The organism is Bradyrhizobium sp. SOJA106 (genome assembly GCF_059448745.1).
Window position 1 is genome coordinate 1,664,216 of sequence record NZ_CM182549.1, and the last position, 17,593, is coordinate 1,681,808.

At 57.4% G+C, this 17,593-nt stretch carries 8 protein-coding genes; 5 read left to right on the forward strand and 3 right to left on the reverse strand.

What is annotated here, in order from left to right:
* Nucleotides 1–524: 524 nt before the first annotated feature.
* The gene (locus AC5V87_RS07640) at nucleotides 525–806 is read right to left on the reverse strand and encodes a helix-turn-helix domain-containing protein (protein ID WP_495370514.1); all 282 of its coding nucleotides are present in this window, start codon (nucleotides 804–806) and stop codon (nucleotides 525–527) included.
* A 707-nt stretch (nucleotides 807–1,513) separates the two neighbouring features.
* On the opposite strand from AC5V87_RS07640, the gene AC5V87_RS07645 reads away from it, so the two are divergent.
* The 3 genes from AC5V87_RS07645 (at nucleotide 1,514) to AC5V87_RS07655 (ending at nucleotide 2,640) form a co-directional block, all read left to right on the forward strand.
* Complete coding sequence (locus AC5V87_RS07645; protein ID WP_495371847.1) at nucleotides 1,514–1,702, forward strand: DNA -binding domain-containing protein; 189 nt, start codon at nucleotides 1,514–1,516, stop codon at nucleotides 1,700–1,702.
* A gap of 163 nt (nucleotides 1,703–1,865) precedes the next feature.
* Complete coding sequence (locus AC5V87_RS07650; protein WP_092218206.1) at nucleotides 1,866–2,060, forward strand: transcriptional regulator domain-containing protein; 195 nt, start codon at nucleotides 1,866–1,868, stop codon at nucleotides 2,058–2,060.
* Nucleotides 2,061–2,106: 46 nt separating this feature from the next.
* Nucleotides 2,107–2,640 carry a DUF2285 domain-containing protein gene (locus tag AC5V87_RS07655; RefSeq protein WP_495370515.1) on the forward strand — a complete coding sequence of 178 codons (534 nt, stop codon included), beginning with the start codon at nucleotides 2,107–2,109 and terminating at the stop codon, nucleotides 2,638–2,640.
* 243 nt (nucleotides 2,641–2,883) lie between these two features.
* Here AC5V87_RS07655 and AC5V87_RS07660 read toward each other — a convergent pair whose 3' ends face one another.
* Together AC5V87_RS07660 and AC5V87_RS07665 are read right to left on the reverse strand one after the other, a co-directional pair.
* The gene (locus AC5V87_RS07660) at nucleotides 2,884–3,792 is read right to left on the reverse strand and encodes a LysR family transcriptional regulator (RefSeq protein WP_495370516.1); all 909 of its coding nucleotides are present in this window, start codon (nucleotides 3,790–3,792) and stop codon (nucleotides 2,884–2,886) included.
* Nucleotides 3,793–3,953: 161 nt separating this feature from the next.
* Complete coding sequence (locus AC5V87_RS07665; protein WP_035730210.1) at nucleotides 3,954–4,235, reverse strand: helix-turn-helix domain-containing protein; 282 nt, start codon at nucleotides 4,233–4,235, stop codon at nucleotides 3,954–3,956.
* Between the two features lie 4,435 nt (nucleotides 4,236–8,670).
* Here AC5V87_RS07665 and AC5V87_RS07670 point away from each other — a divergent pair.
* Entirely contained in the window at nucleotides 8,671–15,141 is a 6,471-nt protein-coding gene (locus tag AC5V87_RS07670) for an amino acid adenylation domain-containing protein (protein ID WP_495370517.1), read from the forward strand.
* Nucleotides 15,138–16,571 carry an MATE family efflux transporter gene (locus AC5V87_RS07675; protein ID WP_495370518.1) on the forward strand — a complete coding sequence of 478 codons (1,434 nt, stop codon included), beginning with the start codon at nucleotides 15,138–15,140 and terminating at the stop codon, nucleotides 16,569–16,571. Before AC5V87_RS07670 ends, AC5V87_RS07675 begins: the two co-directional genes overlap by 4 nt.
* Nucleotides 16,572–17,593: the final 1,022 nt, after the last annotated feature.

The following is a 17,593-nucleotide window of genomic DNA, read 5'->3' on the forward strand; positions in this document are numbered from 1 at the left end:
ACTATCCCGCTCGAGATGGTGCCTGCGTCTTAGTTGTCCCATAGACAAACCTCCAGTCGAGCCTTTCCAACACCCCTCAATTGCGCCACTGCATGGGCGCCACACCCTCCCGATCTTCGTCCAGCGCAAAGGTCCCATCCTCGAGGCGAACACAATCCTCCGACCGAAAGCTCTGGAGGGCGAATCTGCTCTCATGCTCTTTGCGCAGCAGGATAGCAAAGTCCCTGCATACCTTCGGCCTCCCCGTTGCGCGCAATCACCCGAACCGTACCGTCGACCCAAACAGGCTCTTCGAAAACGTCGGGTTCAAGCGGTCGTCGGTAGGTTTACGCGAGCGGCGCAACCTCATTTCGAAGATGCTCGGCCTTATAACAGGCCGCTCCGATGGAGCGCTAAGCGGAAGGCTGCGGGGGCCACATTGGCTGGAGCGAGATCGGAAGCGACCGCTGTAGATACATGAAGCAGGTGGGCCGCTCCGGCTCGATTCCGCCCAAGCGTTAGCCGAAACATGGCTCGCTCAATAATTACGTCTTGTTTCGGCCAAGCCGTGCCGGTTTACGCCCTCTGGACATCGGCTTGGGGGGCATTGCACCTTTAGCCGGCTGTGTGAATAATTCGGACAAGTGAATACCCAAAGCCGCGGCGATGCGTTCCAGGAGATCAATAGTCGGGTTCTCTTTCTTCTGCTCGATGCGCCCCATGTATGAGCGGTCGATCCCGGCATCATAGGCCAATTGGTCTTGCGGAATGCCGCGCTCTACGCGGATCCGGCGCACATTCCAGGCCACAAGCGCACGAGCATTCATGCGCAGAGGCAGCCATTCCGATGATTATGAAACCACTGGTTATAGCCAGACTATTACGATAAGCTCGCACCAGTAGTGGCTGTCTTCCCCAATTGCTTCGAGGAATCAGCCAACGGTGAGATGCAGACGCAGCTGGCGCGTGCCCGTCTTCTCGCTGACCATCACATGCGTTCTCGTAGGGCAATAGCTTCCATTAGCGGCAGAGAAGAAATAGCGCTCAGAGGTACAGGCGACGTTTCGCGAGTGCCGCGACTATATAGGAAGAATGTTCAACTGTGGGTCGAAATAGAAACGAATATTCTCCAGTTGACCGGTTCTGGTGATTGCCTTTCACGAGTGCGACCGGGCCGATCACCACGGAGCACCATGCCTCCCGCTAGGAACAGAACAGCAAGGGCGACCAGTGACAGGGCACATCTGCAATCGCTTGCGGTATGGACTGGGATGAAAAAGGGAAAGCGCGGGACGGAGCCACCAGGTCAGTGTGAGCCGATATGCGATTGCCATCTCAGCGCCAAAAGGAGGTCGGCGTGCGACCATTGGACGGGTACCAAAACGAGGTCAGATTAGTTATCGTTGCTCTGATTTCGGTAGATTTTTCAGCTGGGTAGGAGTTTCAGGCAGTGCCAGCCGAGCCGAAGGTCGCAGAATTGGCGCCCAGCGTCGACGAGCTCACGTCATATGACAGGGAGCACGCTGTCGCCTACATGCGACTACTTGATGCGGACGCTGACAAGGCAGATTGGCGCGAGATCGCGCGAATTGTGCTTGGGCTTGACCCCGCCGTTGAACCGGATCGTGCGCGACGCACGTTCGAAAGTCATCTCACTCGGGCCAAGTGGCTAGCAGGCCACGGCTATCGCGATCTGCTACGTAGCGGTTGGCCAAAACAATGATCAGCGCGGATGTCAGGGCGCCGAGATCCCTCGCGATCGCAAAAGTTGATCACTCCATCGATTAAGTGCGTGCGCGACGCGCACACGGTAAGCAGGCAGCTGGAAACTGCCACAATCATCGGCTGCATTCCGCCGCGCCGGAAGATTGAGCGGGAAAGGTGCGATGCCGAATACTGACTGGAGATCTGAGGAAGCGTACAGCGGCCTGAAGAAGGCGGATGCTGCCGACCTGGCCTGGGAGTGGCTGCGCCGGGATCGCGACTACCAAGAGGATTATAAGCGGCTATCTCGCCGCGAACGTTCAAGCGCAGCGGCGGGCGAGTTCCGGCGCAAGTGGGGACTCTCGTTTTCCTGCTGATCCGCAAAAGACCTTCGACAAGCAAGAAGTCTTCTGGGCACCCGAGGTGCTGCCGACCGTACTGGCTGTGCGGGCGGCCAACCTTGCGCCCAAAACCTATCAGCTCGATTTCGACAATCTGCCGGGCAGCGAACTTCGCCGTGCGGCGGATGGTTGGCATGCGATCGTGCCGCTCGGGGGCACGAAGCATCGTCTCTGGCTAAGAGAGCTTCCGGCGAGCGGATATGCTGTCGTCGTTGATCTGCCGCTCGATGGCGATTTCGAGCTTCGCCTGGGAGCCGCACGTCGATTTTGGCTCGCCCTTGAGCGTCGGGCGCTCGGAATGCCTCCTCTTGCTTTGCCTGCCTTGAAGCAGCGCCGGCTGATCCTTGCGCTGCGCGCACTCGATGGATGGCAGGAAGGAAATAGCTACCGCCAAATCGCGCAGGGCCTGTTTGGAAGCCGTCGCATTGCCGAGCGCGGCTGGAAAACAGACGATTTGCGCAGCCGAACCATTCGACTTGTTAAGCTGGGGCGGCGCCTCATGCGCCTTCGCTGGCGAGCATTACTCACCAAACGCAGGGGCAGGGATGACAAGTAAAGGGTTGCGGCGCGATAACGGCCTTCCTCCGTTTGCCTGCCAATTCTTCTGCCATGGCACGATGGCGGCCAGGATAAAGTCTTTGCGCTACGATCTCTCATTGTTGGCGTGTTGATTGCTGCACCAGAGCGGCGCCATCTGCGTAGGCTTTCACGACTGTGCTCGAATAGTCTTCTTAAGTTGAGCGCCCTAGACTTGAGCATTGATCTCCTGCTGTGCCGAATTGAGGGACACCGCTAGACCTCAGGCAGCCTGCGCAGGTGCGACCTTTTTGCAGAGACGAGCCAGCCATCGACAAAAAGAACGTGCGAGCTCGGGGTGCGCGCTGCGATCTACGGCATAGGCGCGATATTGCATGCCACTTGGAGCGCGGGTGCCGGGGATGATTTGCAAAGCGCCCCCTCGCACGAGGTCACTGACGATGATTTCCGGCGCGACAAGAAGGCATTTTCCTGTCATGACCGCCGGCAAAGCAAGATAGTTGTGATCATACCGCGCGCCCGCTCGTATGTCGCTTGAAGACAGGTTCATGGCCCTGAGCCATGTCGGCAGGATGTCGGGGCGGGATGTGATGTTCAGTATAGGGGTTGAGCGGACAATCGAGAGCTCTTTACCCCCGACGAGATTTGGCGGGCCGACGCACACCAGCTCCTCTTTGTAGATCTCCCAACTGTCGGCGGGTTCGATGACGGAAAGATCGCGTGTAATCAAAATATCGAAATCATCCGAAGATGTCGGCGGCGCCAGCGAGCTGACGATGTCCACGATAACGCCACCCGCTTCAGAAGTGAAAGCCTGCAGATTTGGAATAAGAAGAGAGAAAGCAAAGGTTGATAATGACGTGCGGACCACAATCCGATTCGTTCCTGCGCCTGCACGGCGTCGCATTCTCTTTGCGGTGAAGCTGACAGTTTCGAGCGGTTCAGACACTGCGTTTGCGAATAGCCTCCCGAACTCGGTCAAATTGCTGCGCCGTCCACGCCGCTCGATGAGATCAGCACCCAAATAATCCCGCAGCACAGCCAAATACCGGCTGACCGAACTTTGCGTTGTTCCCAAAGCGGTGGCCGCGCGCGTGACGCTGCCTTCACGGGCGACGGTCACAAATGCGCGGATGGCATTTAAAGGGACTTCATCGTCTTGAGCCGCCATTGTCCCCTCCGGCGCCAAAATGAACATCCATCACATTATTCGATGCCCATGGCCGCATCGCTGCGTATCATGGGCCGGCAACGCATGAAATCCTCGCGGAAGCGTGATCCTGCGCCGGTACCGCGACAAGATCTGCGTCTCAGCTGGTGTTTGTCTGGGGCTTAAGTCCTTTTGCCGCGTGCCGGCTTCGGCTTGCGACCTTTAGGTAGGGTTGCAGGTGGCGGCGCGCCCTTGGATGGCCGAACAAACAGCTCGGAGACAGCTACGCCGAGGGTCTCGGCAAGGCGATCGAGAAGATCGATTGTCGGGTTCGCTTGTTGGCGCTCAAGTCCGCTCATGTAGGAGCGATCAATTCCCGCATCGTAAGCCAATTGCTCTTGCGGAATACCGCGCTGGACGCGGATCCGGCGCACATTGTAAGCCACAAGCGCACGAGCTCTCATGCGCGCAAGCAGCCATTTCGATGGCCATCAAACCACTGGCTATAACCTAACTAAAAACATCACCAAATTGGAAGGTTTTTAGGATCGAATTATCCCTGCGTGCCAACGTATCGGCTTTCCCGGACGCTACTGGGTCGGCCCGCACAAGCGCCGGTATGTCGACGGTCTCTCTCGCGGCGGTGTTTTGGGGGGGATGACCGGCGCTCACCCGAACCGCTGCCTCGGGGTTCGATTCCGCTGCCCAACTCGCACGAATGGCCTCGAGGCGAGCAAAGATGCTGACTGAGGCGATGGTCCTCCATTCAACGAAATGGAGTTGCAGCTCCGATCGAATGAGCCAGCGCAAACCATTGCGATCGCATCGACAGCCGTTCGGCCAAGGTGATAGTGGTCTTTATCCCTGGATTGGCGCAGACAGCGCGTTTCAGCGACCTTGATCTCGTTCATTCCATGGAATCTGAGAATGTCGTCTACCGGTACAACATCTTTGTTGACTTTAAGCAGGCTGCCATCAGCCATGATACGGGGTTTAGGTTCTCTCGTCCGCTCAAGAGGCACGACCGTGAACTCTCTTAGCTGAGGCTCAAGGAACGCGCGCCGGTCAGGTTAAAGTATAACGGCCAGTTCAAATCAAACGCAGTACGGCAAGTCGTAACCTACTTTGGGAGCCGCCATTGACTGCACAAGCGTGGCGCCCAGAGAGCAAAGTCTCGCAGTGTCGACTTGGAACGCGCGGGCGATACCGCGAGGGAAAGCGGCGAGATGTCGCGAATTGGATCCGCGACGATCAAGTCGAACAGATGGCCACGCGTATCGTTACCCATGATGGATGCCCGAACGAATTGCGATTCGGCACGCGGTTGAGGCTAGCTGAGAGGTTTCGGCTTGGGCGTTGTCCGGATCATTCGAGCGCCGCGGGCCGGCATAGCCCAAGGTCACTCAGCTGAGAGACTTCGATGTCGGCGAGCGGTGCCAAGGCCGACGAGGGTGTCAGGAAAGAGTTGTTGCAGAACACGGAGAGCAGCGCAGACGCGACTGGCGCCATGGAAAGAATCCGATGCTGCTCCGGCTAGCCGGCATGCTAGCGAAACGAGCCGGTGGCTGGGCGATCGGGTAGTGAAACGGTGAAAGGGCTGTGCCTGGCAGATGCCGCAAGCCTCTGTGGTCAGCGAAAGCTGGCCACCTTTGCTCCTGTGAGCGGCAAGCCCGTCACGGCGCTGCCAAGTCGTATTTTTGAGAAGTACCGCAGAGCACTTAGCTGGACTGGTGGGCAAGCCTTCAAAGACGACGCGTCCCTAGTGTGCCAGGGGTGAAAAAGGTTAACGGCGACGTGACTCGGCGCTCAATCCCTGGAAAGCGCTGTCCCTGCCACGCGCCGCTAACTTTAGCGCCGGCCTTGCCCGATTTCGGTATCCAGCCTGACACTTTGCCCCCCTGTAGGGTGCTGCCAAGTTGTAGACTCAGAACGACTGCCAATCACCTACCTGAATTGGTCAGATCGTTTGGTATTTCTAAGCTGGTCCGGTGCTTACGAAAAAATGGGAGCGGCCCGGCATGCCAAAGTTGCGCAAAAAAGCTTCCACGCTGCCGCTCATGACGGTGCCCAAGAATGTTGGCGGAGTAAGACGGAAGGCATGGAAGCGATCGCTTGAAAGACCACGTGCGCCGCTAAATTTAACGTCGTCAATCTCCCTCGGCACAGGCGGAACGGCTGTCCGTGCCTGAAAAAAGCATGACAGTGCGGCTCGTTTCTCCGGCACCGGAAGCAGCGCAGGCGCGACTCGGCACCAGTCGGTTGGGACTGGATCGGGGGCTGTCCCTGCCGCGCCTGCGCTGCAGATTGAGGTTAGCAGGAACGTGACTCGGCGCTGTCCCATTCTGGTAATGGCGCTGTCTCTACCACGCCTCGCTAACCCTAGCGGCTCTGTACTCACGTTAGCTTTCCAAAAGCTGACGAAACCTGTGCGGAAATTCACAAGCGAACAGCAGCTGTCGTGGCCGATTACGGACCATGCTCACTGACCGCCGCTGACCGCCCGATCAGCGCGCGCACCCAAAAATGAAACCGATCGCTCCCAAGACTGGCACAAAGGATCTCCTCTGCGGTCTCTAGGCAGGGCAAGTACAGACTTCATCGAAGGCGGTCATCGCGACCAGGAAACTGGTCTTAGAGCATGCGTGTGCGCACAGCATGATAATGCATTGTTAGTCTGCTCAGTTGAAGGATCGTCCCCCCAGAGAGTGGGTGGTGCGCGCCAAATCGTATTCGCTTGGCCTCAATATTCGTGAAGGCCGCAACAGGCTGCGCAACGCGCTGTCGATCGTACCGGACCCGTGTTGTGGGCGGCCGCTTTGCTGCCCTGGGTATATCGCGTGTCCAATCGGTTAGGCGGTCGGCCGGCGAGTTGCTGAAATGACGAATACACATTCGTTGACCGCATGCCCACAGCGGCAGGAAGTCGCAGTGGATCACCTTTCCCAATTGACGGCCAGTCGCGAGGAGCGGGTTCATCAGGCGCGAATAAAGCTCAGGATGGTCCACCGGCTATCGACAAGACGAGGCGACATCACATGGCTGCGGACCCGCGCTGCGCCGTTTTTTCGAGGTGCAGCCAACGCCATCCACTCCGATCGGTTCGAGGCACCAGCATCGGGTGTGCGAACTAACGCGCGCCACCGCGTAACTATCGCATAAGAGTGCTGTCAATTGGCACTACCAGATCTGGGTGTTTGGGCATGCAGTACTTGCATCGTAAGGTTACGGACAGGTCGGACACATATGTGTTCCCATCAAGATTCGAAATGCGCAATTCCATGGCAAACATGAACCTCAGCTCCCAATCCTTTGCCGACGGAGGCGCGCGACAGCGGACCGTCACCGACCAAGAACTCACAAAATTTAGAGCACTGGTGCCGAGACGTTCAGGTCTCCAGATGAGACGTGTCATGGAGCCAATAGCGCGGGTCGCAGCCGCAATAAAGCGCGCTCGGGCACTCTTCGATGTCGACCGGTGCTGCGCAATCTGGTGGCTCTATCGCCTCCATTTCGGCATCAACCGCGACGTGATGTTGGGCGTTGACCCGGTCACGATCGCCCAGGAGAGATCCCGCTGCGGCATTTCGGCCTCGTGACATCGGCCACCTTTCATGCGAGCGCTGGCACTGCCCCACCAAACCAGCCACTGGGTTGCGCGTTGGCTGGTGGACAAAAAATCTCAGCCTAACTCCAAACGTCTCAAGTCTCCCCCAGCCCATTAAGGTCGCAATCACATCTAGTACCGGCGGACTTCCCGGGGCGCACACAACAGCGCCCGGAAATACGTGAGCAGACCGCATAAGCCGAACTAGTGCTCGTCGTTCGCAGCATCAGCAGGCTGAGATTTTTGGCGTGGATGATGCTGGTCATGCAGTCCAGCATCGTTGAATTGACGGGCCCGAATTGCTGAGCGGAGAGCGCCAAAATCGGACTGGTTGATTTTTGTAAAGTCTGCCGATCGGGAGCAAGGACAGGACGCTCGCATTTCACCAGATGATCTTAAACGGAAAGGAATATGCCGCGCCCGATACCGCAAAGGCCGTGAAAAGTAGTCGAGTAGCTCATCAAGCAAGTCTGGCAAGCGCATTGGGATGGATTAATCCTCACGCAGAGGCCGCCCGTGGGCAGGCTGCGTCTCTGTCGATAAAACCTCCATGAGCCATACGTCCCTGCGGACGGCCAGCCGTTCACCCGTGCGCCGCCCGGGGAATATGCCCTCAGCGCCTAACCATACGGTTTGTGCTCGCCCCCGGGGCGCTACGCGATGACACGACGTCTCCGTTTCCAGCTCGCGTTATCTATAGCCATAAATCAATCTCCGTTGACTGGCGGCCAAATAAGCGGAGCTATTCGATTTAGGTGACGAGGTGATCGGGCGCTTTGTTTGCCGGTGCCAGCACTTGGGTGACCTCAAGGCCCTGCGTGGAACTGCTGCTGCGAGCTTCGATAACTCGTTGTAATGTTGAGGCGCCGCCGCGTTCCCGTTGCGGCGATCACCGGCTTGAATACCATCGGTCCGGCGGTGGTTACGGTAAGAAGCCTTTCGTCCGTACAAGCTGCACCGACGGGGTGGCCAACACGCTCGATGGGTTGGTGGTGCCGGCTCCAATTGCCGGGAAATCGGATAATTACGCTCATCACAAGCCGTAACGAGCCTGTGGGCGCGTTGATTGCGGGTGCCATGCACACGCTGGCAGGTCCACCACAAGCGTAGGTAGGTGCCAAAGTGGGCGCGGGGTCCTAGCGTCCTCCTGTTTCTCTGCCGATCATCGAGCCAGAAGCGAACACCGAGAAGGTCATACGGACAAAACCGTGCGACGTGCGGAATCAGGTGGCTGCGCATGCACACCTCGATGACGAGCTCCGGCGTTCCGATTTGGGCGCCGAAGAAGGCGACGAATGGTGGGGCGCGTGCCTACGGAAAATCAATCAGGCAAGAAGCTGTCTGCGGAAGGTCAACCGGTTGACGTGATCACGGCGATCAATCGGCTTGCAGGTTCGGATCCGAAGAGAGTTGCGCTGAGGCACGGCGCAGACGAACTCACATATGAGGCCCTCCGATCAAGATCGGACGCCCTTGCAAGGACCTTACGAGAGCAGGGTGCTCGCGGCGCGGTTGTCGGCTATTGGGGAGGGCGGGACCTCGACTGGGCGACGGCGGTCATCGCAATTTTGAAAGCTGGATCAACGTACCTACCGCTCGATCCATCGCTACCGACTTCCCGTACATCATTCATGATCGAGCAGAGCCGCTGCGCTTTGTTGATGGGCCGAGACCGGCCGGAATGGCTCGGCCTATTCCAGGAGAGCGGCAAAGCAGCTCCTCAATTCGTAGCTATAGAGGCGGCCCTGCGCCAGGTGCAGACCTCGGCTGTCGTGCCATCGCCGAACGTGGATGGACTTGCCTATATTCTGTTTACGTCTGGTTCGACGGGCCGGCCTAAGGGCGCAATGATCGAGCGCGCCGGCCTAAACAATCATTTGGCGGCAAAGATCGATGCTCTAAGTCTCACTCGGACGGATTGCGTTGCACAAACGGCATCGCACTGCTTTGATATCTCGCTTTGGCAGCTTCTCTCTGGGCTTTGCGTCGGAGCCTCTACATCAATCATCGATGATGCGACACTTAGATCGCCGTCATCGCTCCTTCAAGCCATTCAACGATGCGGCGCTACGGTCGTCCAATTCGTTCCGTCGATGCTGGCAGTGTTTGTTGAATATCTGCAATCGCTCGCCGCGGCAGAGCGAGCCATGGATGGATTGCGGATTATTTCTACGGTCGGAGAACCTCTAACGCCCGGATTGGCGCGTGCGTGGCTTGCCTTGTATCCCCGCGTTTCCATTCTCAATCATTACGGGCCGACCGAGTGCGCCGACGGCGTGACGCATCATCTGGTTTTCGTGCCGCCTGCGCTGGCTGAGCCTTATGTGCCGATCGGCAGGCCAATTCAAAACGTTGAGGTCTATGTCGCGGACGGACCGCGGCTCTGCAATGTAGGAGAAGTCGGCGAAATCTGTGTTAGCGGTGTCGGTGTCGCTGCCGGTTACGTCAATGACCATGTCCGCACCAAGGATGCGTTTGGGCCAAACCCGTTCTCAAGCGACCTGTCCTTCCGGCGCTTATATCGGACAGGTGATCTTGGGCGCCTCCGTTCCGACGGCCTTTTGGAATGTCTCGGCCGACGGGATCGTCAGGTCAAAATTCGCGGGCACAGAATCGAGCTGGGAGAAATCGAAGCTCGTTTGTCCGCTCATCCGTTGGTGCATGGCGCCGTCGCAGTCGCCTCTGTCTGCGCAGGTGTAAAGCTTACGGCGCGAGATATAGCTGGGGCGGAGGCGCAAGCCGAATCGCGGCGGCTGGTTGCGTATGTGTCGGCTCCAGCTGAACTGGCGGAAAGCGACCTTCAGAATTTTCTTGCTGAGGCACTCCCCAGCTACATGCTTCCGGAAAGAATCATCCGCGTCAGCAGTATTCCGCTGACCAGGAATGGAAAGGTCGACTTTGCAGCATTGCCTGAACCGGGGAGTGTTCGGCCGTTATTGTCAACGCCCTTCGAGGAGCCGCAATCAGACCTCGAAGTCCGGCTACGTCAAATCTGGTCCGGCGTTTTGCGTATCGAGAACATAGGTGTGAATGACCATTTCATAAGCCTCGGCGGAGACTCCCTCCGCGCAATGCTTATATTGGGACAGTTGCAGACTTTGCTCGGAGTGAAAGCGGATTTCAGACTGGTCCTGAATGGCACAATTCGATCTCTTGCCGCTTCGATCGAGGCTCGCACTGAGTCCAATCCATGCACAGCCTTGACATACCGAAAACTAAACCGATCGCCTCTGACGCACCTCCAGGAGCACCTTTGGTTTCTGGCGCAGCTCGATCCAACTGCCCGGAACTACATCATTCAAGGCGGGATACGGATTAAGGGAAACATCGATTTAGCTCGGTTCAATCGCGCCTGGACGGAGGTCATTCATTCCCACCAGGCACTTTCGGCGCGCTTTATCGATGAAGACGGTCCGGTTCAGTGCTTTGATGCTCCGCCATGCACAAATCTTGAATTGATCGATGTATCTCATCTCACCTCCTCCGAGGCTGAGGAGCTCATCGCACAGTTTCGACGAACGGAGCTGAAAGACAATTTCGATCTTGGACAGGGCCACCTGTTTCGCGCGCGCATGGTCAGGTTTGGTCCTGACAATCATCTCATATTGATCACCGCTCACGAAATCATCCTCGATGCCTGGTCGATTTCTGTTCTGCTCAGAGATCTTCAGCAGAGATATTTAGATGCTGCGGCGCCTTGGCCAGAGAAGCGGGCGTCACTCTCGGGCTACGCGGCGTGGGAAAAACAACACGTTTCTCAGGAGGCGCTGGAAAACCAACGTCACTACTGGCGTCGTCAGATTGGTGATGATCCACCGGTGCTTTCGCTTGGAAGAGCGCGCCCGCAAACGAATTCATACCGCGGCGGCTCGCATCCGGTGCTGCTTGGCGGCGATCTATCCAGCCGGGTAAGAGAATTCGCGCGCCAAAATAGCTGCACCACGTCGACAACACTGCTGGCTTGCTTCCAGCTGCTGCTACGAATGTATAGCGGCCAGGACGATATTGTCGTCGGCATGCCACACGCTGTACGGGATCAACCTGGCAGTGCTGACATCATTGGCTTTTTCCTGAATATGCTGCCGATCCGTGCCGCGATCGATGCCGGTCAGTCCTTTGCTGCTCATGCCCGGCGCATCCAGAACCTGGTCAGCGATGCCATCGCAAATTCGGCCTATCCATTCGGATGGATGGTCAGGGACACCAGGTTATGTCGCGAACCAGGGCGATCACCGATCTTCCAGGTCATGTTCAACATGTACTCCGAAGCCGCCGAGCCACTTGGTCAAGACGAGGTGGCTCTGACATTCCGCGAGTATGACACAGGCTATATCAAATTCGACTTAACACTGTACGCGCAAGATCACGGCGATGAGATTGCGCTCCAGCTGGCGTATGCGGAAGACATAATATCGAGTGATCTGGCTGTCCGCATGGCAAACAATCTGCGCTTTCTGATTGCCGCCTGCGTTGATAAGCCGCTTGTGCCCATTGAGGAACTAAGCTGCCTCAGCGCCTCAGATCTCACTATCCTGAATTCGCTGGATGGGTCGATCCAGCGATATGAATCTGAATGTCCGCTCGTTGAAGCCTTCGAGCAGATCAGCGTCTCTAATGGCGGCAAAGTAGCATATTTTGGCGAGTTCGGGGAGGTCACGTTTGGCCAGCTGCGTGAGCGCGTAGCAGCTATCCGCTCGTTACTGCAGGATATGAAGGTGGGGGCCGGCGATCTGGTCGGCACGCTTGTTGACCGGTCGCCGGACGTTGCCGCTGTCATGCTTGCGGCGCGAGGCTTGGATGCTGTTGTTGTGCCGATACCTCCGGATTATCCGCGGGATCGGATCCAACATATCCTGCGAGATAGTCAGGCAAAGCTCTTGGTCCACGCGAATACCACGGAGCCTGGCTTTGAGATACCGTCGATTTGTCTATCCACCTTAGAAAGGTGCAACAGGACTGCGGATGATTTCGCACCTAGCGAGAAACCGTTAGATCGCCGAATTGCGAACCTCATATATACGTCCTCCTCCACGGGCCGGGCGAAGGGGGTTCTTATACCGGAAGCGGCCATTCTCAACCGGCTGAACTGGATGTGGCGGCGCTTTCCCTTCGATGGCACCGACGTCATGGTTGTCCAGAAGTCCGCCTGCCTTGTTGCGTCCGCTTGGGAGTATTTTGGTGGGCTTCTGAGAGGTGTGCCCACGCTGATCCTCACCCAAGAGCAGGTGCTAGATCCGGATCTGTTGTTGTGCAGTTTGGCAAAGCATCGCGTGACACGCTTTTTTGCCTCTCCGCCAGTCCTGTCCGGTCTCATTGGGTCTCAGGAACGGCAACCGCAAAGGACCGCCTTAAGATTGGTCACAAGCAGCGCCGAGCCGATGCCTTCCTCGCTGCCCGCTCGCTGGCGTGCGTCTTTTCCGGGCGTGTCGTTGTGGAATTTCTATGGTGCGACGGAATGTGCGTCCAATGCGGCCGTCCACGAAACATCGGATACCGAGGACAACTCGGCGCTCGTCCCGGTGGGGAGGCCGATCGACAACGTCAAACTCTACGTGCTCGATTCACGATTGAAAAGAGTGCCTGTTGGAGCCCCCGGCGAACTGTGCATCGCGGGCCGCTGCCTAAGCGCTGGGTACTGGCGCGATCAAGATCGGACTGACCGCTGTTTCGTGCCGAATCCGTATGATGGCGGACAATACAACGTGCTTTATCGAACTGGGGACATCGCACGCATCTCAACCAGCGGCCTTCTCGAGATTTGCGGCCGATCGGACAACCAGATCAAGGTGAGGGGCTTTCGGATCGAGCCGGAGGAGGTCGAAGTTGCCCTCGAGTCTCATCCGGCAATCGCAAAGGCCGCGGTCTTCGCAGAAGACATCGATGACGATCGCCGCTTGACGGCGAGCGTGGTACCCGCTCGCGAGAATCTAAGCTCCGGAGAGCTTCTCGCCCACCTGCGCGATAGATTGCCATCTTCTATGATTCCGGCAGCCTTCAGGTTGGTTGACAGTATTCCACTGACGACGAGCGGAAAGATAGATCGTGCTCGCCTATCATGCGTTCCTTACCGCGACATAGAAACTAGTTCATCAGCTGAGCCCCGCACCAGGAACGAGCGGATTCTCGCTCGGATCTGGGAGGATCTATTAGGCGCCAAGCGGGTAGGTATCGACAGCAGTTTCTTTGATATCGGAGGCGATTCTCTTCTGAGCGTACGTTGCATCACGCTGGCGCGCAAAGCCGGGCTGAATCTCACTGTCAACCAACTTTATCGAACACCGACCATCAGGGACTTGGCGGCCGGGGAAGCGGAGGCGGCGGCCCACAACATCGCTTTCGCGGACGGCTTACTGCCTGTGCCCCCTTTAATATCGTTTTGGAATTCTCTTCTCGGCTTTGACGAGCATTTCAACATCGGCGATCTGTTCTTCTTGCGCGGCGGCTTCCTGAAAATCAAGATCCTGGACCGCGCTCTTGCCCATGTCATCGAGAGGCACGAAGGCCTCAGGCTCCGCGTTGCCCGAACCCAAGATGGACTACGGCTGGGGATTGGGCCTTGTCCGGCCGAGCGCATTGTGGAGGAGATCGATCTCGTCCGGATGACCGGCCCAGACCAGCGCAGGACAATCGAGAGCGTCTCGGCAAGACGTCAGCACATGTTTCGATTTGACGGCCACACGCCTCTTGTTCACGTCGCGGCCTTCCGCACTTCAGAAAGCGGCGATTACTACCTGCTGGTGCTGATGCATCATTTCGTAGCAGATGGGATGGGCTATCGGCTATTCCTGGAAGCATTGGAGGACGCATACAACGCTCTTGCTGCAGGCCATAATGTGAAGGGTCCCGAGACCGTACAAAGGCTCTCTCCCTGGTTAAAGCGCCTCGAGCACTACGCGAACAGCGAAGCACCAGGCGAACTCAAGCACTGGGAGGGCATTGACTACGATCAATTCAATTTCTGCGTCAGCGACGCGTCATCGGGCGGTACGAGTGTTGCCGAAGAAAGCGCGAGAGAGCTTCACAATGCAAGTCTCGGAAATCGTCCGGAGGACGCGAACGGCCGTTCGCTTGGGATAGATCAAGCCAAGTACCATCTTGAAATCGATGGGGAAGCGACAGCGGGTCTCCTCAGTATTGGAGCCAGATCAGCGCATTGTCAGGACTTTGATGTGTTTCTTGCTGCCCTGTCCGGTGCGTGTGGCGCCCTGTTCGGCAACTATTCGCTCTGGATTGATAGCCTGATCTCGACACGAGGTCGGCTGTTTGATGATTTCGATTCATCTCAGATCATTGGCCTTATCAGCGAGCTCGTTCCGCTTCCATTGAAAGTCACCGCAAGGGAGTCGCGTTCCGACCGCGCTCGTTCAATATACCGGCAGCGCACTGCGCTGCCGCGTGGGGGAATTGGCTTTCGGGCCCTGAAATTCCTAAACCGAGATTCAGCCGTGCGGGGTCGGCTCGATCGCCTGCCACTACCCAGAATTGGGGTGAATTATCGCGCCGGGTTGCAGCGCCATTTCCCACGCCGTTTTCTAGACACAGACCCTTGTCCGCTTTCGATCGGCGAACACATGCATCAAGCAGCGGCGATCCACCTCTTCTGGTTCGAGGTCGGATATCAATCCGGTCGTCTACAGATCGACACCACTTATGATCCGAGCATGGTCGATTATGAGGCGACCCGCCATCTTTGCACGATCTTGCAACAGGAGCTGATGCAGACGATCAGCGAAATGCGGAAGATCTCGGGACACCTTCATTCATGAATGTGCCCGATACGGAATTCGCCGCCGAGGCCGATCACGATGTGATGCCGAACAAGAACGCGCGCGTCGATCTATCAGACCCCAGTCTGTTCAGACTTATCCTACGGCTCGCCATTCCGTCTGTTGTTGGCTTGTCGATCAACGCGTTTCAGCAGGTCGTCAACGCAATCTTTGTTGGCACACTCGGCGCGCCTGCGATCGCAGCTGTCAGCATGACCTTGCCGATCGTGGTCCTGCTCGCGGCGGCCGGACAGGGGATAGGAGTCGGAGCAGCGTCGTTCATGTCTCGTCATCTTGGTGCTGGTGAGTACCTAGAGGCGAGTCGAGCCGCCAGTACCGCTCTCGCGCTCGCCGCGCCAATCGGCATCACGGTCACAGTCGCTCTGTTTCTAAACATGCGAGAGATCTTCCTAGCGCTCGGAGCAACTCCAACCATCATGCCCCTGGCGCTCGACTATGCAACGACGCTTTTGTTCGGATGCACCCTGATGCTTCTGAACATCGTCAACGGCTTCATCGTCCGAGCCGAAGGCAACACACGATTCAGCATGTGGACGATGATGACCGCCTTCATCCTGAACGCTGGCCTTGATCCAGTGCTCATAACCGTGCTGGAGCTCGGTGTGCGAGGCGCCGCTCTCGCAACGCTTGTGTCTCAGGCTGCGGCTATTAGCCTCTATATCGCGTATTTTATCAAGCGACGCGGAATGGTCGTCGTCAGGATGTCTCACATCTCGTTGCGAGCAGATCGCATCAGACAGATCGCGCTCGTGGGGGCGCCAGCGACCGTGACCAGCATCTTATCTGCTATTACTGTTGTGCTCTTGTACGGAGCAGCTGCGCCCTTCGGCGAAGAGTCCATCGCGGCCGTGGGAATAGCCGTGCGACTCCTAACAATTGGCGCACTGCTTATCAGCGGTTTCTGTATGGGTTCTCAAGCTATCCTGGGTTTTGGCTGGGGCGCACGCGATTTTTTTCGCGTACTGAGGGCTGCAAAGGTCATGCTCTCTATCACGGTTGCGCTTTCCTTTGCGTATTCCGCGGCCATTATGGTTTTTGCCCGTCCTTTGGTCAGGCTGTTTAGCGATAGCGATAGCGTCAGGGAAATTGCCGTTTCTGCCTGCACCGTCTTCCACCTTTTTTTTGGATTGTATGGTATTGAGACTGTCGTCACGGCGATGCTTCAATCGCTCGGGAGAGCGCGTCTCAGCGCGGTTGTGTGTTTCGCGAGGCATTATCTCTTCATTCCGGCTGTACTGTTATTCCCTGCCATCTCTGGCTTCAGCGGAGTGTTGGCCAGTCAAGCCATCGCGGAGCTAGGCGCCGGAATGATTGCACTGTTTATCATGCGTCGTCAGTTCGTTGAGCTCAGGCGATGCGGCCGACACATTCCGCCAGCAGGGATGGAGCATGCTTCTTGGCCTGATTAGACATGTTCAGAGCCAACATTAGGCCGCTGAGTATTGGCTCCAGGGTGATGTGCGAGATTGAGGCGCCATATGACATTCATTGTCGCCGGCAATCGTGATGAAAGAAAAAGGCGAGTGTCGCGCGGGCCGGAAGCGAACGCTCGCCGAGAGTTTCGGACCCGTCAAGACCGAGGCGCGCTTGACTGGGCGAGACCAACGTCAAGACTACCGAGTGGTGCAAGTAGCCACAGCAGGCTTCCGCATCGCTGCGCGATGGAGCTACTTGGTGCTCTCGTTAAGATGGCTGATGAGCGGGGTGGGAGGGCTGAGCGTGCCCGATAGCTTGACCAGAATGAGGCACAAGAGTTCTCTGACTCAGATGAGGATGCGAGGAGCCGAACCGCGCCGGCCGGATCAATCTGGTCCAGCCTAGCCCGGAACAGACCGCCGGCTTCCGTCGTCCTGTGCTTGCTCCGTCGCATCTACGCGACGATCGAATCACGGTTGCCGATTGGTTCGGAATCATGTGCGTTTCGTGAGGTCGCCGGGCCAAGGCCAGCTGCGTGCTGCGCCTGGCGACCTCACAGAAGCCCATTGGAATGCGACAGTTGTATTTGCGAGCGGCCCAGATCCGCTCGTCCTCACATGAACCACAGCGTGGACCTTTGGAGATGGGTTGCGAACCCGACAATGTGGGTACGACGTATTGCTGTTGAAAATGAGGGTGGCAGGGGAGGCTGTGCGCGATCACCGCTTGGACCCCTCCTCGAAAAGATCGTCCTGGCCTCGGCGAAACATGTCGGACCGCTAGGCTTGGCATTCGTGCCGACAAGGTACGGTGCGGCTCACCATTGCGGTCTCGGACCTTGTCAACAGGGAGAGCTCGATGCTTGTGCGGCTGAACACAGCAGCCTTCTCGAACCCACCGAAACCGCAGCATTGATGCGCACATACTCGAAGCCTTTATCCGCCCTGATCATCGAACGCGGTTGGAACGGGTGCGAACTGGCCAACGTCAAGCGGATCTGACCGGCGACAACACT